General features: G+C 71.7%; 19 protein-coding genes. 10 read left to right on the top strand and 9 right to left on the bottom strand.

Annotation, left to right across the window (positions count from 1 at the left end; translation table 11 throughout):
- Window positions 1–146 precede the first annotated feature (146 nt).
- A complete protein-coding gene (locus NZH93_RS18440; protein WP_259624351.1) occupies window positions 147–821 on the top strand; it encodes a FadR/GntR family transcriptional regulator in 675 nt (224 codons plus the stop codon).
- Window positions 822–861: 40 nt separating this feature from the next.
- Here NZH93_RS18440 and NZH93_RS18435 read toward each other — a convergent pair whose 3' ends face one another.
- The 6 genes from NZH93_RS18435 to NZH93_RS18410 form a co-directional block, all read right to left on the bottom strand.
- Entirely contained in the window at window positions 862–1431 is a 570-nt protein-coding gene (locus NZH93_RS18435) for an L-2-amino-thiazoline-4-carboxylic acid hydrolase (RefSeq protein WP_259624350.1), read from the bottom strand.
- 87 nt (window positions 1432–1518) lie between these two features.
- A complete protein-coding gene (locus NZH93_RS18430; protein WP_372506706.1) occupies window positions 1519–2361 on the bottom strand; it encodes an amidohydrolase family protein in 843 nt (280 codons plus the stop codon).
- Window positions 2361–3320, bottom strand: coding sequence for an aldo/keto reductase (locus tag NZH93_RS18425; protein WP_259624348.1), 960 nt, complete (start codon window positions 3318–3320; stop codon window positions 2361–2363). Before NZH93_RS18425 ends, NZH93_RS18430 begins: the two co-directional genes overlap by 1 nt.
- Before the next feature lie 10 nt (window positions 3321–3330).
- Window positions 3331–4083 (bottom strand): SDR family NAD(P)-dependent oxidoreductase, encoded by a 753-nt coding sequence (locus NZH93_RS18420; protein WP_259624347.1) that lies wholly within the window; start codon window positions 4081–4083, stop codon window positions 3331–3333.
- 1 nt (window position 4084) lies between these two features.
- A complete protein-coding gene (locus NZH93_RS18415; RefSeq protein WP_259624346.1) occupies window positions 4085–5392 on the bottom strand; it encodes an enolase C-terminal domain-like protein in 1308 nt (435 codons plus the stop codon).
- A 2-nt stretch (window positions 5393–5394) separates the two neighbouring features.
- A complete protein-coding gene (locus tag NZH93_RS18410; RefSeq protein WP_259624345.1) occupies window positions 5395–6246 on the bottom strand; it encodes a fumarylacetoacetate hydrolase family protein in 852 nt (283 codons plus the stop codon).
- Window positions 6247–6465: 219 nt separating this feature from the next.
- On the opposite strand from NZH93_RS18410, the gene NZH93_RS18405 reads away from it, so the two are divergent.
- Together NZH93_RS18405 and NZH93_RS18400 are read left to right on the top strand one after the other, a co-directional pair.
- Window positions 6466–9795, top strand: a complete 3330-nt coding sequence (locus NZH93_RS18405) for a S8 family serine peptidase (RefSeq protein ID WP_259624344.1) — start codon at window positions 6466–6468, stop codon at window positions 9793–9795.
- A gap of 74 nt (window positions 9796–9869) precedes the next feature.
- Complete coding sequence (locus tag NZH93_RS18400) at window positions 9870–10811, top strand: N-acetylglucosamine kinase (RefSeq protein ID WP_259624343.1); 942 nt, start codon at window positions 9870–9872, stop codon at window positions 10809–10811.
- 19 nt (window positions 10812–10830) lie between these two features.
- Here NZH93_RS18400 and NZH93_RS18395 read toward each other — a convergent pair whose 3' ends face one another.
- The gene (locus NZH93_RS18395; RefSeq protein ID WP_259624342.1) at window positions 10831–11469 is read right to left on the bottom strand and encodes a DUF3159 domain-containing protein; all 639 of its coding nucleotides are present in this window, start codon (window positions 11467–11469) and stop codon (window positions 10831–10833) included.
- A gap of 135 nt (window positions 11470–11604) precedes the next feature.
- Between NZH93_RS18395 and NZH93_RS18390 the strand changes: the two genes are divergently transcribed.
- Genes NZH93_RS18390 through NZH93_RS18365 form a run of 6 tightly spaced genes read left to right on the top strand, consistent with a single transcriptional unit; the run spans window position 11605 to window position 18422 of the window.
- Complete coding sequence (locus NZH93_RS18390) at window positions 11605–12846, top strand: ROK family transcriptional regulator (protein ID WP_259624341.1); 1242 nt, start codon at window positions 11605–11607, stop codon at window positions 12844–12846.
- Window positions 12847–12863: 17 nt separating this feature from the next.
- Window positions 12864–14204, top strand: coding sequence for an ABC transporter substrate-binding protein (locus tag NZH93_RS18385; protein WP_259624340.1), 1341 nt, complete (start codon window positions 12864–12866; stop codon window positions 14202–14204).
- A gap of 10 nt (window positions 14205–14214) precedes the next feature.
- Complete coding sequence (locus NZH93_RS18380) at window positions 14215–15213, top strand: carbohydrate ABC transporter permease (RefSeq protein WP_372506680.1); 999 nt, start codon at window positions 14215–14217, stop codon at window positions 15211–15213.
- Window positions 15213–16106, top strand: a complete 894-nt coding sequence (locus tag NZH93_RS18375) for a carbohydrate ABC transporter permease (protein WP_259624339.1) — start codon at window positions 15213–15215, stop codon at window positions 16104–16106. Before NZH93_RS18380 ends, NZH93_RS18375 begins: the two co-directional genes overlap by 1 nt.
- On the top strand, window positions 16103–17377 hold the full coding sequence (locus NZH93_RS18370) for a 6-phospho-beta-glucosidase (RefSeq protein ID WP_259624338.1): 1275 nt from the start codon (window positions 16103–16105) through the stop codon (window positions 17375–17377). The genes NZH93_RS18375 and NZH93_RS18370 overlap by 4 nt, the downstream gene beginning before the upstream one ends.
- 31 nt (window positions 17378–17408) lie before the next feature.
- A complete protein-coding gene (locus tag NZH93_RS18365) occupies window positions 17409–18422 on the top strand; it encodes an N-acetylglucosamine kinase (protein WP_259624337.1) in 1014 nt (337 codons plus the stop codon).
- A gap of 229 nt (window positions 18423–18651) precedes the next feature.
- On the opposite strand, the gene NZH93_RS18360 is transcribed toward NZH93_RS18365, so the two are convergent.
- On the bottom strand, window positions 18652–19077 hold the full coding sequence (locus tag NZH93_RS18360) for a hypothetical protein (protein WP_259624336.1): 426 nt from the start codon (window positions 19075–19077) through the stop codon (window positions 18652–18654).
- A gap of 285 nt (window positions 19078–19362) precedes the next feature.
- Between NZH93_RS18360 and NZH93_RS18355 the strand changes: the two genes are divergently transcribed.
- Window positions 19363–20130: an SGNH/GDSL hydrolase family protein gene (locus NZH93_RS18355; RefSeq protein WP_259624335.1), complete on the top strand. Its 768-nt coding sequence runs from the start codon at window positions 19363–19365 to the stop codon at window positions 20128–20130.
- Between the two features lie 185 nt (window positions 20131–20315).
- On the opposite strand, the gene NZH93_RS18350 is transcribed toward NZH93_RS18355, so the two are convergent.
- Window positions 20316–23123: an AfsR/SARP family transcriptional regulator gene (locus NZH93_RS18350; RefSeq protein WP_259624334.1), complete on the bottom strand. Its 2808-nt coding sequence runs from the start codon at window positions 23121–23123 to the stop codon at window positions 20316–20318.
- Between the last annotated feature and the right edge of the window lie 185 nt (window positions 23124–23308).

The raw sequence follows: 23308 nt of genomic DNA, 5'->3' as shown, positions 1-23308 counted from the left end.
CAGCGATTTAGTCACGTCCGGTAGGAAGATAACCAATTACACCACCACCACGTGAAAGATCGCCATCACGGATGCACGCGGAACCCACACGAGTGGCTCATACTGGACACCAGACATCCGAGGTCTACTACCGAGTCGAGGGTGCCGTGGCAGTCACGGACGACGCGATCCTGCGTGTCAAAGAGATGATCGTGAGCGGGGAGCTGAAGCCCGGCGACCGCCTCCCGCGCGAGGCTGACCTGGCCGAACGCCTGGGACTGTCCCGGAATTCCCTGCGCGAGGCCGTCAAGGCGCTGTCACTCGTCCGAGTGCTCGACGTCCGGCAGGGCGACGGCACGTACGTGTCCAGCCTCCGCGCGGACGACCTCCTCGGAGCCCTGTCCTTCGTCCTCGACCTGCACCGCGGCGAGGACTCGGTGCTGGAAGTCCTCCAGGTGCGCCGAATCCTCGAACCGGCGGCGTCCGCGCTGGCCGCCCAGCGGATCACGCCGGAGGAGATCGCCGTCCTCCGAGCGATGTGCGACGCGGGCGAGAACGCCAGGACCGTCGAGGAACTGGTCGAGCACGACCTGGAGTTCCACCGGGCCATCGCCCGCGGCTCCGGCAACGCCTACCTGGCTCAACTCCTGGACACCCTCGCGGGCCCGACCGTCCGCGTGCGGATCTGGCGCGGCATAGCGCAGGCGGGCGCGGCCGAGCGCACCATCGCCGAGCACCGCGCGATCGTCGACGCCCTGGCGCTGCGGGAAACCGAACTCGCCCGCTCGTGGACCACCGTGCACGTCGCGGGTGTGGAGCAGTGGCTGTCCGACCTGGCCTAGCCGTGGGACGCCGGGAACCCGACGCCCCACGACCCCTGCGTCAGCCGGTCCGGGTGAAGTGGAACGGGCAGGTGGCCCCGCCCCGCGCGATCGTCGTGGGCCGGTCGAAGCGGAACCCGTGCCGCTCCACGTCCACCGCCCCGATCCACGCCGCGTCGAACTCGCAGAACACGGGCCCCAGCTCGGGAACACCGTTGCGCGCCAACAGGTCCACGTAGTAGCACCGGTGCACGTCCAGGTGGTACCGCTGCTCGTCGTCCGCCGACCTCACGAACGTGAAGTCCACGCCGAAGTAGTCCCGTTCCCGCTCCTTCGACACGTCCACCAGCGCGGTGAACGGATCGGCCGCGGCGTCGAGCATCGCCCGCGTCCCGTCGTGGACGAACCCGCGCACGGGTTCGTGGAACGCCTTCCCCACGACGTCGAGCGCCTGGTCGCGGGGTATCCGGGCGAGCAGTGCCTGGTACCCGGCCACGACGGTCGCGGTCAGCGCGAAGTGCGGGCTCTCCTCACCGGAGACCCGCGCCAGCAACTCGTCGACCTCGGCGAGCACGTCCGGGAACTCGCGGCTCAACCGTTCGCGGAACAGCGAAATGATCACATCGTCCATCGGTGGTGTCCTTCTGCGTCCGTACCCGCGCACGCGCGGGACGGCCAGCACGCTCCACCACCAACCTGGCGCTGACCAGTGTTGTCCTTACACCGCCAGACTGTAGACCTCGACGGCCGTGTCCGCGAAGACCTTTCGCCGCTCGGCCTCCGACAGCTCGCCGGTCAGCTCGCGCGCCGCCGTGACCACGTCCGCGTACTCCGCGGCCAGCAGGCACACCGGCCAGTCCGACCCGAACACCAGCCGTTCCGGCCCGAACGCGTCCAGCACGACCTCGAAGCACGGCCGCAGGTCGTCGACCGTCCACCGCGCCCAGTCGGCCTCCGTCACCAGCCCGGACACCTTGCACGTCACGTTGTCGTGCGCCGCCAGCGACCTGATCAGCTCGGCCCACTCCGCCAGGTCGCCGGACGCGATCGGCGGCTTCGAGCAGTGGTCCACCACGAACCGCACGTTCGGCAGCGCGGCGACGGTCCGCCGCGCGGCGGGGAGCTGGCCCGGCAGCGTCAGCAGCTCGTACACCAGCCCGGCCCGGCCGACGGCGGTCAACCCGCGCCAGACGTCCTTGCGGCACAACCACTCCGGGTCCGGCTCGCCCTGCACCTGGTGCCGGATGCCCCGCAGCCACGACCCGCCGTGCCCTTCCGCGAGCCCGGCCAGCACGTCCGCGACGTCCGGCGCCGTCAGGTCCGCCCACCCGACGACCGCGCCGACCAGCTCGGACTCCTCGGCGACGACGAGCAGCTCCGGCGTCTCCTCCGGCACGGTGACGGTCTGCACCAGCACCGTCCGCACGACGCCGGACGCCTTCGCCACCGCCTCCAGGTCGGCCGCGCGGAAGCTCCGCCGCAGCACGCCCATCGGCGGGTCGGTGATCCAGTCCTGGTCGCGGACGTCCAGGTCCCACAGGTGGTGATGAGCGTCGACGATCACGGCACCGGCACCTCCGCGTCCAGCAAACCCCTGTCCCGCAACGAACTCCACAGCGCGGCCGGAACGGGGTCGGCGAAGTCCGCCGCGTTGGACCGCATCTGCTCCCCCGTCCGCGACCCGATGACCACGCTCACGACGGCCGGGTGCCCGAGTGCGAACTGGATCGCCACCCGCGGCAGCGCCACCCCGTGCTCCCCGCACACCGCCGCGATCCGCCGGGCCCGGTCCACCACCTCGGCGGGCGCGTCGGCGTAGTCGTACTTCGCGTCGTCGGGCACCTCTGGCCGGGACAGCAGCCCGGAGTTGAACACCCCGGCGGCCACCACGGACACCCCGCGCTCCAGGCACAGCGGCAGGAACTCCGGCAGCGCGGCCTGCTCCAGCAGCGTGTACCGGCCCGCCAGCATCACCACGTCCACATCGGTCTCGCGGACGAACCTGGCGGGCATCTCCCACTGGTTCATCCCGACCCCGATCGCGCCGACGACCCCCTGCTCCCGCAGGTCCACCAGGGCCGGGATCCCTTGGCGCGCGGCCACTTCCCAGTGCTCGTCCGGGTCGTGCAGGTACACGACGTCGACGTGGTCCGTGCCGAGTCGCTCCAAAGAGGACTCCAGCGACCGCCGGACGCCGTCCGCGCTGAAGTCCCACACCCGCCGCGAGGAAGCGGGCACGGCGAACCCGTTGGCCAGGTCGTCACCGCCGCCGTCGAACGGCTCCAGCACCCGCCCGACCTTCGTCGAGAGCACGTACCCCGACCGCGGCCTGCCGCCGAGCGCCGAGCCGAGCCGCCGTTCGGACAGCCCGAGCCCGTAGTGCGGCGCCGTGTCGAAGTACCTGACCCCGCTGTCCCACGCGGCGTCCACGGCCGCGTGCGCCTCCTCGTCGGAGACCTCGCCGTACAGGTTGCCGATCGGCGCGGCGCCGAACCCCAGGCGTGTCAACGAAACCTTCACGACGAACCCCTCAGGTCGTGGGACGCAGGCGCAGTCCGTGCATGCCGCCATCGACGGCGAGGACGGTGCCCGCCGTCGACCCCGACAGCGGCGACGCCAGGTACGCCACGGCGCCCGCCACCTCGTCCGCCGACACCAGCCGCCCGTGCGGCTGGCGGGCCTCCAGCGCGGCGCGCTCGGCGGCGGGGTCCGGTGCCGAGTCGAGCAGCCGCCCGACCCACGGGGTGTCGGCCGTGCCGGGGGCGACCGCGTTGACCCGGATGCCCTCGCGGACGTGGTCGGCGGCCATGGCCAGCGTCAACGCGTGCACCGCGCCCTTGCTGGCGGAGTACAGCGCGCGCTGCGGCAGCCCGGCCCAGGCCGCGATCGAGCAGGTGTTCACGATCGCCGCGGACGGCGACTCGCGCAGGTGCGGCAGCGCCGCCCGCGACACCCGGACCATGCCGAGCACGTTCACGTCGAGCACCCTGTGCCACTCGTCGTCGGGGTTCGCGGTCACGTCGCCCTGCGCGCCGATGCCCGCGTTGTTGACCACGACGTCGATCCGGCCGAACCGCTCGACGACGGCGGCGATGGCGGCCCGCACGCTCTCGTCGTCGGACACGTCCGCGCCGACGCCGACCAGCGGGGCCTCGACGCCCTCCGGCTTGAGGTCCAGGCAGGCCACCCGCGCGCCGCGCGAGGCGAGCAGCTTCGCGGTCGCCAGGCCGATCCCGGACGCGCCACCGGTCACCACGGCGACCAGGTCGGTGAAGTCGGTCATCTCACGCCTCCGTTCCCAGTGCCGTCCACACCGGACCGTCCGGGTAGCGGAAGTCGGCCAGCGTCTCGTCCTTGAGCCGTGCGGAGAACCCCGGCCGCGTCGGCGCGAGGTACCGCCCGTCACGCACCACGGCCGGGTCCAGGAAGTGGTCGTGCAGGTGGTCGACCCACTCGATCACCCGGTCGTCCATCGTCCCGGACACCACCGCGAAGTCGAACATCGACAGGTGCCTGACCAGCTCGCAGAGCCCGACGCCGCCGGCGTGCGGGCACACCGGGACGCCGAACTTCTTGGCCAGCAGCAGGATCGCGACGTTCTCGTTGACGCCCGCGACCCGGCACGCGTCGAGCTGGAGCACGTCGAGCGCTCCCGCCTGGAGCAGTTGCTTGAACACCACCCGGTTCTGCACGTGCTCGCCGGTCGCGACCTTGATCGGCGCGACGGCCCGCGCGATGGCCTGGTGGCCGAGGACGTCGTCCGGCGAGGTCGGCTCCTCGATCCAGTACGGGCCGTACGGCGCCAGTTCGCGCATCCAGTCGACGGCCGTGCCGACGTCCCAGCGCTGGTTGGCGTCGACCGCGATGCGGACGTCCGCGCCGACGACCTCGCGGGCGAGCTTCATCCGCCGCACGTCGTCGTCCAGGTCGCCGCCGACCTTGAGCTTGATCATCGTGAAGCCGTCGGCGACGGCCTGCCTGGCCAGTCCGGACAGCTTGTCGTCGGAGTACCCGAGCCAGCCGGGTGAGGTCGTGTAGGCCGGGTAGCCGTCGCGCTCCAGCAGCGCGATCCGCTCGTCCCGGCCCTCCTGACCTGCGCGGAGCAGCTCCAGCGCCTCGGCGGGCGTGAGCGCGTCGGACAGGTACCGGAAGTCGACCAGCCCGACGACCTCCTCGGGCGTCATGGCGGAGAGGAACCGCCACAGCGGTTGTCCGGCCCGGCGGGACGCGAGGTCCCACGCGGCGTTGACCACCGCCCCGACCGCCATGTGCACGACGCCCTTCTCCGGGCCGAGCCAGCGGAGCTGCGAGTCGCCGACCAGCTCCGCGGACAGCGCGCCGAGCGCGGCGGCGTCCTCGGGGACGGGCTTGCCGACGACGTGCGGGGCCAGCGCGCGGATCGCGGCGGCCTGCACGTCGTTGCCGCGCCCGATCGTGAACGCCAGGCCGTAGCCGTCCGGGCCCTCGTCGGTGCGCAGCACCACGTAGGCGGCCGAGTAGTCCGGGTCCGGGTTCATCGCGTCCGAGCCGTCCAGCTCGCGCGAGGTCGGGAACCGGATGTCGAGCACGTCGAGCCCGACGATCGCCGCCATGCTCAGGCCTGCCCGAACGTTTGCTTCTGCCTGCCGAGCCCCTCGACCTCCAACTCGACCACGTCGCCCTCCCGCAGGTACGGCTTCGGCTCCGGCTGCCCCAGCGCCACGCCCGCGGGCGTGCCGGTGTTGATGAGGTCACCCGGTCGGAGGACCATGAACTGGCTCAGGTAGCGCACGACCTCGGCCACCGGGAAGATCATGTTCTTGGTGGAGGAGTCCTGCTTCAGCTCGCCGTTCACCCACAGCCGCAGCTCCAGCCGCTGGGGGTCGGCGATCTCGTCGGCGGGGACGAGGAAGGGGCCGAGCGGGTTGAAAGTCTCGCAGTTCTTGCCCTTGTCCCAGGTGCCGCCGCGCTCGATCTGGAACTCCCGCTCGGACACGTCGTGCGAGAGCACGTACCCGGCGACGCAGGCCAGCGCCTCGGCGTCGGACTCCACGTACCTCGCGGTCCTGCCGATCACGATGCCCAGTTCGACCTCCCAGTCGGTCTTGACCGACTTCCGGGGGATCAGCACCTGGTCGTACGGGCCCACGATCGTGTCGGCCGTCTTGAGGAACACGACGGGTTCGGCGGGGATCTCGGCGCCGGTCTCCTCCGCGTGGTCGCGGTAGTTGAGGCCGATGCAGATCACCTTGCCGGGAGGCGCGATCGGCGGCCCGACGCGCAGGTCGGCCTCGTCCAGCGCGGGCAGGTCGCCCGCCGCCAGCGCGGCCCTCGTGGCACCGACGCCGTCGGCGGCGAGGAACCCGCCGTCGACGTCCGCGGTCAGCGGCGCGAGGTCGTACGTGCTGCCGTCGTGGCGGACCGCGGGCCGTTCGGAGCCCGGTTCTCCGAGACGCAAGAACTGCACGGCTGTTCCTCCTCGTCGTGACGCAATACATCGGATGTATAGCTGGCGGGGACCGCTCCCGTCTAGAGCCGTGACGGGAAGTCGTCCGATGAATGGTCTTCCAGAACTGCCCATACCGCCGGTCTGATGGTCCATCACTCCGCCGTTGGGGGGAACACCGTGCGGCTGAAGGCCCAACGATGCCCTTGAGCTGGCACCGCCGCCTGACGAAGGAAGTACATGAACAACCACCGGACCCCCCGGTCCAGCGGGGTGCTCGCGGCCTCGGCGCTGCTGGTCGCGGCCCTCCTGAACGCCACGGGCGCCGCGTCCGCCGTCCCGGACCTCCCACTCGCCACCCCCGTGCCCGCCGTCGGGGGCGGGCCGATCGTCGGGCGGGTCGGCGAGTCGCTCACGCGGGCCACCGGCACCGTGACCGCGTTCGTCGAGCTGACCGGGCCGCCCGCGGTCGAGGCGTACACCGCGGCGCGGTCCAGGGGCGAGGGCACCGACCTGGCCACCACCGCGGCGAAGGAGACCAGGCGGCGCAGCGACGCCAAGGCCGACAAGGTCCTCCGCGCGCTGCGCGACAAGGACTCGGCGACCAGGGAGGTCGGCAAGACCTCCAACGCCGTCCCCGGCGTGGTCGTCACGGCCGACGCCGCCGAACTCCGCGAGCTGGCCTCCATGCCCGAGGTCAGGGCCGTCCGCCTGAGCGTGCCCAAGTTCGTCCACAACGCCAGTTCGGTCCAGCTCACCAACGCGCTGAAGGTGTGGCAGCAGACCGGCCGCCTCGGTGACGGGATGCGCGTCGGCGTCGTCGACACCGGGATCGACTTCACGCACGCCGACTTCGGCGGCCCCGGCACCGTCGCCGCCTACGACGCCGTCGACAGCACGACGGCGGCCCCGTCCGTCTTCCCGACCGCCAAGGTGGTGGGCGGCAAGGACTTCTCCGGCGACGACTACGACGCCCGCTACCCCGAGAAGTCCACGCCGAAGCCGGACGACAACCCGCTCGACTGCGCGGGCCACGGCACCCACGTCGCGGGCACGGCGGCGGGCTACGGCGAGAACGCCGACGGCTCGACGTTCACCGGCGACTACTCGGCGCTCGACGCCGACGCGCTGGCCAAGATGAAGATCGGCCCCGGCACGGCCCCGAAGGCGTCGCTCTACGCGGTGAAGATCTTCGGCTGCGAGGGCAGCACCAACCTCACCGCGCAGGCGCTCGACTGGACGCTGGACCCGAACGGCGACGGCGACTTCTCCGACCACCTCGACGTCGTGAACCTGTCCCTCGGCGGCGACTACTCGGGCCAGGACGACCCGGACTCCCTGTTCGTCCGCAAGATCACCGCCGCGGGCGTGCTCGTCGTCGCCTCGGCGGGCAACGGCGGCGACTTCTACGACGTGGGCGGTTCCCCGGCCAACACGCCGGAGGCGCTGGCGGTGGCCAACACCAGGGACGCGTTCGCGGTGCTCGACGGCCTGGAGGTGGACGGCGCCACGCGGGCGGGCCAGTACAGCCTGAACTTCACCGGCTACGACGCGCTGGACCTGACCGCGGAGGCCGTCCCGCCCGCCGACCCGGAGAACCTGGACGGCTGCGAGCCGTTCTCCGACGCCGACAAGGCGCGCGTGGCGGGGAAGTTCGCCTGGCTGGAGTGGGACGACGACGAGTCGACCCGCGAGTGCGGATCGGCCGTGCGCACCGACAACGCGGAGGCCGCGGGCGCGGCGGGCGCCGTCCTGTCCTCCACCCGCGACAACTTCACCGCGAGCATCGCGGGCAACGCCGCCATCCCGGTCTTCCAGCTCACCAGCACCGCGACGGACCAGGTGAGGCCCGCGCTGGAGAACGGGTCCCTCAAGGTGCGCATGACCGGCGCGCTCCGCAAGAACGTGCCCACCACCACGCCGAAGCTCGCGGACACCATCACCCCGACCTCGTCCAGGGGCGCCCGCGGCGCCACCGCCGCCAAGCCGGACGTCGCGGCCCCCGGCGACACCATCCTGTCGGCGGACGTCGGCACCGGCACGGACGCCGCGAGCAAGGGCGGCACCTCGATGTCGTCCCCGCACGTCGCGGGCATCGCCGCGCTGGTCCGCGAAACCCACCCGGACTGGTCCCCGGAGGAGGTCAAGGCCGCGGTCGTGAACACCGCGGGCGCCGACGTGACGTCCGGCGACGACAACACGACCGGCACCACCGAGGCCCCGATGCGGGTCGGCGCGGGCCGGGTCGACGCCCGCGCCGCGGTCGGCACCGAGGTGCTGGCCATGGTGGAGGACGACCCCGGCTCGGTCGGCGTGTCCTTCGGCCCGGTCGAGGTGGGGGGCCCGGTCTCCCTGGCGAAGACGGTGCGGGTCGTCAACAAGAGCGGCAGGCCCCGCACCGCGTCCATCTCCTACCAGCCGGTCACGTCCGTCCCCGGTGTCGACTTCGACGTGTCGACACCCGTGGTCGTCCTCCAGCCGCACGGCACGGCCGACTTCCGGGTCACCCTGCGCGTCGACGACCCTTCGCGGCTCCGCAAGTCCGCCGACCCGACCGTCGTGAAGCAGCAGGCGGACCACGCGCGGCAGTTCCTCGCCGAGGCGTCCGGCAGGCTGGTCGTCAAGCCCGGCGGGAACCCCACCGCCTTGCGGGTCCCGGTCTACGCGGCCCCCAAGCCGGTGGCGGACCTGACCACGAGCGCGGCGGAGTTCACCGGTGACCGCGGGGTCCTGACCGTCGACGGGCGCGGCGTCGACCAGGGCGAGGGCGACCTCGCCTACCGCTCGCTGCTCAGCGCCTTCGAGCTCCAGGGCACCAGCGACGAGCTGCCCGCCTGCGACGACGTCAGGAAGTCGGACTGCGCGGCCAACACCACGGCCAAGGGCGGCGACCTCCGCTACGTGGGCGCGACCTCCACCGCTCCGCTGGTGAAAGCGCAGGGCGGGTCCGCCGAAGCGCTGCTCGCGTTCGGCGTCGCCACGTGGGCGAACTGGGTCACCCTCGGCAGCACCAACACGCCGGAGATCTCCATCGACACCACCGGCGACGGCCAGGCCGACTTCACCACCGTGGTCGCGAAGCCCAAGGACGCCAACGGGAGCGTGAAGGCGGACCACTGGCTCGCCAGGACGAGGTCGGCGGACGGCACCGTCGTGGACGAGCAGCCGGTCAACGGCCAGTACGGCGACGTCGACACCAACGTCATGGACACCGACGTGGTGGTCCTCCCGGTGGCGCTGACCGCGCTGGGCATCGACCCGGCGGGCGCGTCGCACCGCATCACCTACACGGTGGCGACGGACGGCATCTACACCGCGCCGGGCAACGAGGACGGGGTCATCGACCAGATCGGCACCCCGATGTCCTTCGACCCGCTCAAGCCGGGGCTCTGGTTCCAGGGCGGTGGCGACGCCGCCCTGACCTACCTGGCCGCGCCGGGCACCGAGCTGGTGGTCAACCGCGACCCAGCGGCGCTGGCCGCCGACGGCGCGGGCTCGCTGCTGGTCCTCCAGCACCACAACGCGACCGGTCGGCGCGCCAACCTCGTGAAGGTCACCGACCGCGACTGACCACTCCGGATCGCGGGTCCGGCGTACCCGGTTGGGTGTGCCGGGCCCGTCCCGTTCCGGCCATACTCGGTCGAATGGGCTTCGTGGTGGGACTGGACGCCGGCGGCACCTCTACCAGGGCGGTCGTGCTGGACCTTGACGGGACCAGGCTGGGAGCGGGCGTGGCGGGCGGCGCGAACCCCAACTCCCACCCGCCCGCCAGGGCGGCGGCCCAGATCCGCGACGCGCTGCGCGCCGCGCTGGACGGCCTGGACGTCCGGAAGGTCCAATCGGGAGTCCTCGGCATGGCGGGCTCCAGCAAGCTGACGGACCCGGCGGTGGCCACCCTCTTCGAGGAGGCGTGGACGGGAGCGGGCCTGCGGTGCCCGATGCGCGTGGTGACGGACAGCGAGGCGGCGTTCGCCGCGGGCTCGGCGTCCCCGGACGGCACGGTGGTGGTCGCGGGCACGGGGTCGATCGCGGCGAAGATCGTCGACCACCGGATGACCAGGACCAGCGGCGGTTACGGCTGGCTGCTGGGCGACGAGGGCTCGGCGTTCTGGATGGGCCGGTCGGCCGTGCGGGACACGCTGGCCCAGTTGGAGACAGCAGACCCGCTGTCGGCGCTGGCGGAGGCCGTGCTGGGGATGTCGCTGGTGGAGACCACCGAGCGCCACCGCATGTGGTCGAGGCTGATCACCGTGGTGAACAGCGCCCCGCCGATCGGCCTGGCGAGGTACGCGCCCCTGGTCAGCGCCATGGCGGCGGACCGGGACCCGCACGCGCAGGAGATCGTGGAAGCGGCGGCGACCTACCTGGCGGACACGGCGATGGCCGCCAGGGACCCCGAGGAGACCACGCCGATCGTCCTGGTGGGCAGCCTGGTCGGCCCGTCGAGCCCGGTGGGCGACCGCCTGCGGGCGATGCTCAGCGCGAGGGCGAAGGCGCCCGTGCGGTTGGCGACGGAAGGCGCGGCGGGCGCGGCCTGGCTGGCAGCCGTGGACCTGCTCGGTCCCACCGCCCCCAGGCCCGCCTGAGCCGGTCAGGCCGTTCGGGTCACTCGGCGACCTGCGGGTGCCGCAGGCCCGGATGGCCCTCGGGCAGCGCGCGGCGCAGCAGCCACCACGACGCGGCCAGGCACACCGCCTGCAACGGCCAGGTCAGCGCGGCACGGGCGACGCCGAGCGCCACCACCTGCCCGGTCAGCCACAGCGACCCGAAGACGAGGACGCGGAGCACGTACTGCCCGACCCAGGCCCAGCTCGCGATCCCGTAGGCCCGCACCAGCGCCGGGTCCTTGCGCCACCTGGTCTTCTGCCCCACCACGATCCCGACGACGACCCCGAGCAGCGGCCACCGCACCACGATGCTCGCGGCCCACAGCAGGGCACTGGCCACGTTGGACAGGAGCTGGACGAGGAAGAAGTCCTCCGCGCGCCCGGTGTACAGCGCCACCAGCGCGGCGACCACCACCATCAGGACGCTCACGACGGCGGCGCGGGGACGTTCGCCCCGAGCCAGCCGGACGACCCCCACCAGCACGCCGCACAGCACGGCGGCCCAGGCCCCGACGACCACGGACTGCCCGGCGGCCAGCCAGCCGACGACGAAGGCGACGGGCGGCAGCGAGGCGTCGATCGCCCCACCGCGACCACCCAGCAGCTCGGCCAGGGACTCCTGACGGGTCTCGGTCATGCCTCAAGCTTGCCTTAGGCAAACCTTACCCAGGTAACGGACCCGCATCAGCGTTCGGCAAGAGTGTTGACGATTGTGACCCCCGTAACTACGGTTGCCCGAAATAGTCTGGAAAGTTAACAGACAGGAGATCCGATGCGAGCCGGAAGCCCACGGCTGCTGCGCGAGATCAACGACCGCGCCGCCATCGAGGCGCTGCTCCGCAACGGTCCTCTCACGAGAGCCGAACTGGAAGGTCTGATCGGCCTATCCAAACCCGCGACCGCTCAGCTCCTCACCAGGCTGGAGGAGTCGGACACCGTCCTGCGCAACGGTTTGCGCGGCGGCGGCCGGGGGCCGAGGGCCCAGCTCTGGTCGGTCAACGGCGCACTCGCGCACGTCGCGGCCGTGGACCTCACCCCGGACAACGTCGACGTGGCCATCGCCGACATCTCCGGCGCGCTGCTCACCGAGCACAGCGCGCCGATGCCGAAGGCGGGCAAGGCCGAGGTCCTGGAAGCGTTCCACAGCGCCGTCAGCAAGGCCGCGGGCCAGGCGGGCCTCACCCCGGACGCGCTCCACCACGTCGTGGTGGGCAGCCCCGGCGCGGTGGACCCCGCCACGGGCAAGCTCGCCTACGCCCCGCACATGCCGGGCTGGGGCGGGTTCGACCTGCTCGCCGAACTGCACGAACTCCTGGGCACCACCGTGACGGTCGAGAACGACGTCAACCTGGTCGCCGTGGAGGAGATGATCGCGGGCCGGGCCACCGAGGTCCGCGACTTCGTCCTCATCTGGCCCGCCGACGCGGTGGGCGCGGCGGTGGTCGTCAACGGCGTCCTGCTGCGCGGCGCCACGGGCGGCGCGGGCGAGATCGACGGCCTCCAGATCCCCGACCGCGCCAACGCGGAGACCGGGACGGACCGCACCGGCGGCACCTTCGGTGAACTCATGGACAACGGCGCGCTGGTCCGACTGGCCCGCGCGCACGGCCTGGCTGCCCGCACCGGTGAGGGCGCCGTCCGCAAGGCGCTCAGCTCGGGACCCGCGGGCCGCGAGTTCCTGATCGACCTCGCCCGCCGCATCGCCACCGGCGTCGCGGGCGTGATCAGCGTCCTCGACCCCGAACTCATCCTCCTCTCCGGCGACGTGGCCCAGGCGGGCGGCACGACGCTCGTCGACCTCGTCTCGGCGGAGATCCGCCAACTGGTGGTGCCCCGCACCCCCGTCCAACTCGCCCTGGTCACCGGGAAGCCGGTGCGCTCCGGCGCACTGCACACGGCTCTTTCCGTTGCCAGGGAACAGGTGTTCGGCCTACCCGCCGCCACGACCGAACCCTTCCGAGGCCCGCGCCACGGCAACGCGGCCGTCGGTTTCGCCCACCCCACCCACCGTTGAATCTCCCAGGAGGGCCAATGCGCACCAAGCCAGGCCGTTCGCGGCTTCGCCTCCGGTCAGCACTCGTCGTCGCCACGGCGGGCGTCATGGCCGCCGCGTGCACCGCGGGCGGCGGCGCGGCCTCGGGCCCCGCCGAAGCCCCGAGTTCCGACCAGGCCGTGACCATCCAGGTCTGGAGCGCCTTCGCCGACCGCGAACTGGGTCTCGTCAAGGACGCGCTGGACAAGTACCACGCCAAGCACCCGAACGTGACGATCGACAACCAGGGCAGCCAGGACGACGACAAGATCACCCAGGCGATCCGCAGCGGCAACCCGCCGGACGTGGCGATCTCGTTCACCACGGACAACATCGGCCAGTTCGCGTCCAGCGGCGCGTGGCAGGACCTGAAGCCGTACATCGAGCGGGACAAGTACAACCTGGACGACATCCCCCAGGCGGTGCGCGACTACACCGAGTACGACGGCAAGCGGGTCGCGCTGCCGATGCTGGCCGACGTCTACGGCCTGTACTACAACAAGGACCTGCTCGCGAAGGCAGGCCTGACCAGCCCGCCGAAGACCACGGCCGAACTGCTCGACTTCGCCAAGAAGACGACCGTCAAGGCCGCCGACGGCTCCATCGAGGTCGCGGGCTTCCTGCCCCAGATGGGCTTCTACGCGTTCAAGCCGCAGATCGTGGCGACGATGTTCGGCGCCAAGTGGATCGACAAGGACGGCAAGTCCATCCTCGGCCAGGACCAGGGCTGGAAGGACATGTTCACCTGGCAGAAGGAGCTCATCGACTTCTACGGCTGGGACAACCTCCAGAAGTTCACCGCCGGTCTCGGCCAGGAGTACAGCGCCGACAACGGTTTCCACGCGGGCAAGGTCGCCATGGCGATCGACGGCGAGTACCGCACGGCGTTCCTCGCCGACCAGACGCCCGCGCTGAACTACGGGACGACGGCGCTCCCGACGTCGAAACCGGAGAACTACGGCGGCGGCTACACCACCGGCACGATCATCGGCATCCCCAAGGGCGCCAAGAACCCCGGCGCGGCGTGGGACCTGATCAAGTACCTGACGTCCGACACCGACGCGCTGGTCGGCCTGGCGAACGGCCTGCACAACGTGCCCAGCACCAAGACCTCGCTGAGCAGCCCCGACCTGAAGCTGGGCGACACGTTCAAGCCGTTCCTGGACGCCTTCCAGAACAAGAACCTGACGTCCAACCCCGCCAGCACCATCGGCGACCAGTACCTCAAGATCGTGTCCGACTTCGGCGAGGCCTGGCAGTCCGGCTCCAACACCGACCTCGGCGGCGGCCTGACCACGCTGGACAAGCAGATCGACGACGCCAAGGCACTCGGCAAGTAGGGCGGGCACCGTGACCACGACCCTGGCTGGTCGGACAGCGGAGCCCGCGACCACCCGTCCCGCCCCCACCAGGGGGCGGGCTCGGGTCCGCGGCCGCAACCGCAAGTGGGTGATCCTCTTCCTGGCGCCGTGGGCGATCGGCGTCGCGGTCTTCTTCGTCTACCCGTTGTTGGCGACGGTCTACTTCTCGCTGACCAACTACAACGGGCTCGACACCGCCGACTTCGTCGGCCTCCGCAACTTCGTGTACCTGTTCACCGGCGACCCGGTGGTCAAGACGGCCGCGGCGAACACGCTGTGGCTGGTCGTGGTCATCACGGTCCTGCGGGTCGCGTTCGGACTCGGTGTCGCCTCGATCCTGGCGCGCGTCACCACGGGCAACAGCCTGCTCCGCACGCTCTGCTACCTGCCTTCGCTGATCCCGCCGGTCGCGGCCACGCTGACATTCGTCTTCGTGTTCAACCCCGGCACCGGTCCGGTGAACACCGTGCTCGGCTGGTTCGGCATCGACGGTCCGCTGTGGTTCAACGACCCGGCCCTGTCGAAGCCCGCGCTGACGCTGCTCACCCTGTGGGGCTCCGGCGAGATCATGATCATCATCCTGGCCGCGATCCTGGACGTCCCCAAGGACCTCTACGAGGCCGCGCAGCTCGACGGCGCCGGCCCGTGGATGCAGTTCCGGAAGATCACGCTCCCGACCATCGCGCCCGTGCTGCTGTTCGGCGTGGTGAACTCGGTGATCTTCGCCCTCCAGTACTTCACCCAGGCGGTCGTCGCCGGGTCGGTGGCGTCGGGGTCGGCCAGCCTGGTCGGCAACAGCCAGATCATGGGCTACCCCAACAACTCGACGCTGACGTTCCCGATCTGGCTCTACCAGCAGGGTTTCCGGGCATACCACATGGGTTACGCGTCGGCGATGGCCGTGGTGCTGTTCGTCGTGTCCTTCGCCTTCACCGCGATCCTGATCCGCCAGCTCCGCGCCGCGAACTCCGAGGAGGCGAAGAGCTGATGACCGCTCTGCTCAGCGAACCCCCGAAGGTCCTGTCGGCGAAGCAGACCCCCAAGCGGCGCAGGAACAAGGTCCAGGTCCTCAACTGGATCGCGGTGCACAGCGTCGCGCTCGTCATGGGCGTGATCTTCACCGTGCCGCTGCTGTTCGTGTTCCTCACGTCGGTGATGTCCGACCAGCAGGCGCTGACGGCGAACATGTGGCCGACCGAGTGGCACTTCGACAACTTCGCGTCGGTGTTCGAACAGGCCCCGATGTGGACGTACCTCGGCAACTCCCTGCTGTACTCGGGCTTCGCGACCGTCGGCATGCTGCTCTCCAGCATCCCGGCGGCGTACGCCATGGCGCGCTTCAGGTTCCGCGGCAGCAGCGCCGCGTTCATGGTCCTGATCGCCGCCATGATGCTGCCGCCGCAGGTCGTCGCAGTCCCGCTGTACAGCATGTGGGCGGGCGTGGGCCTGACCGGCACGCTGTGGCCGCTGATCGTCCCGTACCTGGTCGGCGACGCGTTCAGCATCTTCCTGCTGCGCCAGTTCTTCCTGACCATCCCGGAGGACTACCTCGACGCGGCCAGGATCGACGGCTGCAACGAGTTCCAGATCCTCTACCGCGTCCTGCTGCCCATGACCAGACCGGGCATCGCCGCCGCGTCGCTGTTCACGTTCCTCTACACGTGGAACGACTACTTCGGCCCGCTGCTGTACGTCGGCGAACGCCAGGATAGCTGGCCGCTGTCCATCGCACTCGCGTCGTTCCGCGGCATGCACCGCACCACCCAGTGGAACCTCACCATGGCCGCCACCGTGCTCGTGCTGGTCCCGGTCCTGATCCTGTTCCTCTTCGCCCAGAAGTCGTTCGTGCGGGGCATTACCTTCACAGGAGTCAAAGGATGAAGCTCACCGTTGTAGGCGGCGGTTCGACCTACACGCCGGAGCTGATCGACGGCATCGCCGGTCGTCGTACCAGCCTCGACGTGGACGAGATCGTCCTCGTCGACCCGGACGCGCACCGGTTGTCGGTCATCGGCCCGTTCGCCCAGCGGCTGCTGGCGCACGCGGATCACCCGGCCAGGATCACCACCACCGCGGACCTGGAGGAGGGTGTCGACGGGGCCGCGGCGGTGCTGCTCCAGTTGCGGGTCGGTGGTCAGGCGGCTCGGCGGACCGATGAGACGTTCCCGCTGGCCTGCGGGTGCGTTGGACAGGAGACGACCGGTGCCGGTGGTCTCGCGAAGGCGTTGCGGACCGTGCCGGTGGTGCTGGACATCGCGGACCGGGTGCGGGCCGTGGCCGGGCCGGACACGTGGATCGTGAACTTCACCAACCCGGTCGGCATCGTGACGCGCGCGCTCCAGCAGGCGGGGCACAAGGCCGTCGGGCTGTGCAACGTGGCCATCGGCTTCCAGCGCTGGGCCGCGGCCCAACTGGGCGTCGAAGCGGACGCCGTGGCGCTGGACCACGTGGGCCTCAACCACCTGACGTGGGTGCGCGGCGTGACGGTCGGCGGCGTCGACCGGCTGCCTGAACTGCTGGGCGAGCACGGGGAGGACCTGGCCGAGCACATGCGGCTGCCGCTCCCGCTGATGCGGCGGCTCAACGCCGTCCCGTCCTACTACCTCAACTACTTCTACCACCACGACGAGGTCGTCGAGAGGCAGAAGGTGGAGGTGCCGCGGGCGGAAACCGTCGCGGCGGTGGAGAAGGAGCTGATGGACGTCTACGCGGACCCCGCGGTGGTGACCAAGCCGGAGCAGCTCGCCCAGCGCGGCGGCGCGTTCTACTCGGAGGCGGCGGTGCAGCTCGTGCACTCCCTCACCGGTGGCACGGGTGCCGAGCGGCACGTGGTGAACGTGCGCAACGACGGCACGCTGCCGTTTCTGCCGGACGACGCCGTGATCGAGGTGCCCGCCACGGTCACCTCCGACGGCGCGGTGCCGTTGCCGGTGCCGCCGGTGGAACCGCTGTTCTCCGGGTTGATCGCGAACGTGACGGGGTACGAGTACCTGGCGCTGGAAGCCGCCGTACACGGCGGGAGGGACCGGGTGGCGAACGCGCTGCTCGCCCACCCGCTGATCGGGCAGTACGCCACCGCCGAACGACTGGCCGACGACCTGATCGCGCAGAACGAGGACTTCCTGCCGTGGGCGAAGAACTCCCGTCCTTGATCAGCCACCGGCCCACGAGGAGCCAGCAAGCATGACCGACCGGGTGCTCGCCATTGACGGCGGGAACAGCAAGACCGCCGTGTTGCTGGTCGACGCGGACGGGCAGGTGCTCGCGCGGGTGCGCGGGCCCGGTGCCTCTCCGCAGAACGTCGGCCTGCGACGCAGCCTGGAGGTGTTCGACGGGCTCGTCCGCGAGGCGGCCCGGCAGGCTGGGCTGTCCCCGGACGAGCGGGTGGCGAGGCACACCGCCGCCTACCTCGCGGGGGCGGACCTGCCCCGCGAGGAGCACGAGCTGAAGGCGGAGATCGAACGGCACGGCTGGTCGGGGACGACGGTCGTCGGCAACGACACGTTCGCGCTGCTGAGGGCGGGAACGACCGACGGCATCGGGGTCGCGGTGGTGTGCGGCGCGGGCATCAACTGCGTCGCCGTCGCCAAGGACGGCCGCACGCACCGCTTCCCGGCGCTGGGCCGGATCTCCGGTGACTGGGGTGGTGGCGGCCACATCGGCAGCGAGGCGCTGTGGCTCGCCGTGCGGGCGGAGGACGGCCGCGGGAAGCCCACCGCGCTGCTGCCCGCCGTGATCGCGCACTTCGGCACGGCGACCATCGCGGAGGCCGTGGAGCGCATCCACTTCGGCGAGGCGGAAGCGGACGAGCACGCGCTGTGCCGGGTGCTGTTCGACGTGGCCGCCTCCGGCGACCGGGTGGCGCTGGAGGTCGTGGACCGGCTGGTCGAGGAGATCACCGTGCTCGCCGACGTGTCGCTGCGACGGCTCGACCTGCTGGAGGAGCGGGTGGACGTCGTGCTCGGCGGCGGCGTGCTCACCGGCACCGGTGACGTCGTCGTCGGCGCCGTGCGCGACCGCCTGTCCACCTCGGCCCCGATGGCCCGGATCCGCGTGGTGGACCTGCCTCCGGTCGTCGGTGCCGCGCTGCTGGGCCTCGACGCCATCGGCACGAGCCCGGCCGCCGAGCTGCGGCTGCGCTCGGCGTACGCGGACCTGGCGGCGGAACCGGAACTCGACGTGGCGGCCAGCGGCTGACCCCGGCCGGGGCGCGCACGACGGTGCCCCGGCCCCCAGTACACCGACGCGGGGGAGTTGATCGGCGGCGGCGCTCCCCCGCGTCGGCCTCGAACCCCGGTGCGGGGCGGTTGATCGGCGGCGGCGCCGCTCCGCACCGGGCCCCACCAGACTTCCGGCGCTCGGGCGCCGGTACCGGACCCCGGTGCGGGGGAGATGATCGGCGGCGGCGCTCCCCCGCACCGGGCCTTCACGTGCCGGCGGACACCGAGGTCGACGGCATCTCGACGAGCGAACTGGCCGAGACCTCCGGGACCGACGGCAGCGTCGGCAGCGCGGGCGTCGGCGTGACCCCGACCGCGCTTGGCACCTCCTCGGTGCGCCGCGGCTCGGACGACTGGGCGACCGACGTCTCGGCCGACGCCGACGGCGCGGTCGTCGTGGACGCCTTCGACGGGCGCGGGGACGTCGACTGCACCCGCCCCTCGAAGTCCATCGGGGGCAGGTCGCCGCCGCTCTGGCGCGGTTCCGGTTCGCCGCCGCGGGTCGGGCCCGTGTCGCCGCTCTCGCCCTGAGGGTGGTCCGGGGCGCTGCCGAGCCCGATGCCCAGCGCGAGGCCCATCAGCACGGCGAGTGCCCCTACGGAGATGACGGGCAGGGGGAAACGAACAGGCAAGGCCTCTCCAGGCGCGATCGGCTGCGGAACGGCAAATCCTAGGGTGCGAATTGCGATAAACCGCCCAACAAGCGCATCCCTCCCTCGAAAGAGTGAGTGAAAGACACGACCGCATAACCAAGGTCGCACACGGGAATCCATTCCCGGCCAATCGGGTTTACCTCGGTGGCGACCGCCGACTACGGTGCTCCCACCTCAGTGGCGCGGTCGTACGAGCCGGAGGCACGCTGTTCGCGCGACCTCGGAGGGGATCGGGGCCGGTCGCGCAGAGGGAGGGGATCGCAGGTGCAGGACTTGAACAGCTTCGTCGCAATCGGGGACAGCTTCACCGAGGGCATGGACGACCCCGGCCCCGACGGCCACTTCCTGGGGTGGGCGGACCGCTTCGCCGCGCTGATCTCCCCCCACCACAGCGGTTTCCGCTACGCCAACCTCGCCATCCGCGGCAAGACCCTGCACGAGATCGTCGAGGAGCAGCTCCCGCTGGCCGCGGCGTTGAAGCCGAACCTGGTCGCGTTCTGCGCGGGTGGCAACGACATCCTCACCCCCGGCACCGACCCGGACGCGCTGGCCGAGATCTACGAGATCGCCGTCGCCGACCTCCGCGCCGCGGGCAGCGAGGTCATCGTCTTCACCGGCTTCGACACCAAGACCACGCCGCTGCTGCGCTCGCTGCGCGGCAAGATCGCCATCTACAACACGCACCTGTGGTCCGTCGCCGACCGCTACCACTGCCACGTCGTGGACCTGTGGGCGATGTCCGTCCTGCACGACCCGAGGGCCTGGAGCGAGGACCGCCTCCACCTCTCGCCGGAGGGCCACCACCGCGTGGCGCTGCGGACCGCCGAAGTCCTCGGCTACCAGACCGAAGAGGCGTGGGACACCCCGTGGCCCCCTTCGGAGGAGTCCGATTGGATGACGCAGCGCCGCCGCGACCTGAGGTGGGCCCGTGAACACGTCATGCCGTTCGTCGGCAGGCTCGTCAGGGGCGAATCCACCGGCGACGGCCTCGCCCCGAAACGCCCCGAGCTGCTCCCCGTGAGCGCGGACTAGCGATTCCCAGCTCCCCGTGAAAAGGCCGGTCGGCCGGCACTCTCCCCCGAATGCCGGCCGACCGGTTTGGGTGGCTCCCCCCTTGAGTTCCCCCCTCAAGTGCCACCCGGACGCTGAGCAGCCAGTGCTTGATCAGCGCCCAAGACCAAATTGCCAGACCCCGCGCCCACGGGGCTAAACAGCCGCTAAACCTCGGTGCTCAAGACCTCCAGCGCGGTTCTGACCAGCACCGCGCGGGGTGAGCCGACCTGCTCGAACAGGCGCAGCGACTCGGTCAGCTCCGCCTGCGCGGCGACCCGTTCGGCGCGGCGGGCGAGCACCGCGCCGAGCACCTGCCGCCCGAACGCCTCCTCGAACGGCATCGCGCCCGAATGGGCCAGCTCGACGCCCTGCCTGGCGTACTCCTCCGCTTCGCGGAGCCGTCCCAGCTCGGCGTACAGCTCGGCGAGGTTGTTCACCGCCAGCACGTAGGCGCGCTCGTCGCCCGAGCGGTGGTAGATCTCCATCGCCTGGAACTGGTGGGCGGCGGCGATCTCCCGGCGGCCGAGGGCCTGCTCGACCTGCGCGACGTTGTTCAGCCCGGCGGCCTGGCCGAGCGCGTCGTCCTCGCGCTTGGCGAGGTCGATGGACGCCCAGTGGTGCAGCAGGGCCTCCTCGTGGTCGCCGACGGCGGCGAGCGCGTTGGCGAGCTGGCCCAGCGTCAGCACCTGGTAGCGGGGGTCGCCGAGGGCGACGGCGATCCGGTGCGCGCGCCGGGCTTCGGGTAACGACGACGCCAGCATCCCCAGCCGGGCGCTGGTGGCGTTGACGGCGTGCAGCAGCAGCATCTCGCCGAGTTCGTCGCCGCTGACCCGCGCGGACGCCAGCCCGAACCCGACGAGCGCGACCCACTCGCGCACGACGGTCCTGGCGAAGCAGTAGGTGTGGACGAGTCGCACGAGCTGCCAGACCTGCTGGTGCAGACCGGCTTCCGACCCGGCGTGCACCAGCGCCACGATGTTGGGCCACTCGCGGTCGAACCAGGCCAGCGCGCCCGCCGACGAGGAAGGTCCGTCGGAGGTCGTGGCGTCGGTGAACGCCAGGCCGTCCTTGCTCGGCCGGATGAGCCTGCGGGCCTGGTCGCACGCCGCCAGGTAGTGCCGCATCAACGCGCGCAGGGCGGCCTCCGGGTCGCCCGCGACCTCGCGGACGAACAGCCGGACCAGGTCGTGCAGCACGAACCCGCCGCTCCACGGCTGTTCCAGCAGGTGCGCGTCCGCCAGGTCGGACAGCCGGGAACCCGCGGTGGCGACGTCGACGCCGGTGACCGCGGCGACGGCGTGCGGGCTCACCCACCGGCCGGGCACCAAGCCGGCCGCCCGTAACGAGCTCGCCAGTTCCGGGGACAGCGCGCGGTAGGAGACCTCCAGCGCGCGCCGGACGCCGACACCCGCGTCCGGCAGGTCGAGCACGCTCAGCCGGTTGTCGTCGTCGGACAGCTCGGCGACCAGCTCCTCGACCGTCCACTCCGGACTCATCGCCAGCCGGGCCGCCGCGATGCGCAGCGCCAGCGGCAGGTACCCGCACAGCTCGACCAGCTTGCGCGCCGCCACCGGGTCCCGTTCCGACACGGGTTCGCCGACGACCTCGTCCACCAGCCTGATCGACTCGGCGGCGCTGAGCGCCCCCACCGTGAGCATCCGCGCGCTGTTGCTCACCACGAGGCCTTCGAGCCTGCGGCGGCAGGTGACCAGCACCACGGAGCCCGCGCCGGGCGGCAGCAGCAGCCGGACGTGGTCCGGGCTCCAGGCGTCGTCCAGCACGACCAGCACGCGGCGGCGGGCCAGCAGCGAGCGGTAGAGGCCGACGCGGTCCGGCAGGTCGTTCGGCACGGCGTCGGACGGCACGCCCAGCGCGTGCAGGAACCGGGCCAGCACCTCGGCGGGCTCGACCGGCCTGCGGTCGCCGTCGAAGCCGTGCATCGGCGCGAACAGCGACCCGCCGGGGAACAGCTCGGCGTTGCGGTGGCCCCAGGTCACGGCCAGCTCGGTCTTGCCGATGCCCGCCGCGCCGTCGATCACGGCGATCGTGGTCGCGGACAGGTCGCGCTGCTCGCACAGCCGGTCCAGCCAGCCCAGTTCGGCGCCGCGGCCGATGAACCCGCTCGCCGCGGCGGGTAGCTGCTGCGGTACGACGACACCCGGCCGCGGTTCCACGACCCGGCGGTCGGTGCCTCCGGGGTCGCTGAGCACCGGGTCGTCGCGCAGCACCTGCTCGTGGAGCTGCCGCAGGTCGGGGCCGGGGTCGATGCCCAGCTCCTCCACGGCGCGCCGGTGGAACCGCTGGTAGGCCTCCAGGGCGTCGGCGCGCTGGCCGGACCGGTAGAGGGCGCGCATCGAGTGCGCGACGAGCCGTTCGCGGAACGGGTGCTCGGTGACGAGCTGCCGCAGTTCGCCGACGAGTTCGAGGTGGCGGCCGAGCTCCAGCTCGGCGTCGATGCGCTCCTCGACGGCCGACAGCCGCAGCTCGTCCAGGTCGGTGGTGATCGGGTTGCCCGGCACGTCGGCCAGCACCTGACCGCGCCACAGCCCGAGCGCCTCGCGCAGCAGCCCGGCCCTCGTCGGCGCGGGCTTGCCGCGCGCGGAGGAGATGAGCTGACGGGCCCGGTGCAGGTCGAGCCGCCACGGGTCGACCGACAACTGGTAGCCGGGCGGGCTGGTCAGGATGGCCGCGGACCCGGTCGGGTCGGCCTCCTCCAGCAGCTTGCGGAGCTTCGACACGTACCCGTGGACGATGGTGCGGGCGGTGGCCGGCGGGTCGTCCGTCCAGATCCGGTCGACGATCTCGTCGATCGGCACGACCCGGTTCGCCTCCAGCACCAGCATGGCGAGCAGCCCGCGCATCCCCTTCCGCCCGAGCACCAGCGCACGGCCGTCGGCGAGCACCTGGAGCGGCCCGAGCACCCCGAACTCCAGTCCGGTACCGCTCCGGGCGTCGCTCCCCCCGTCCGCCATGCCCACCTCCACCCCCGCCTCCGGTGTTCGACCAGTCACTGGTTCAGGTGTGGCAACCCCTCTGTCAGATACCTGCCACATCAACTTGGTTCGGTAACGCACGACTCCCCTGACCGGACGTGGACGGGACGACTAGGGTTCTGGGCTCACGACCGGCAGAGCAGGAGGGCATGTGCCGCGCGACC

The organism is Umezawaea endophytica (assembly GCF_025061645.1).
GTDB classification, from domain to species: domain Bacteria; phylum Actinomycetota; class Actinomycetes; order Mycobacteriales; family Pseudonocardiaceae; genus Umezawaea; species Umezawaea endophytica.
Note: the sequence above shows the minus strand (reverse complement) of the source record. Positions and strands in the feature narration are given on the sequence as shown.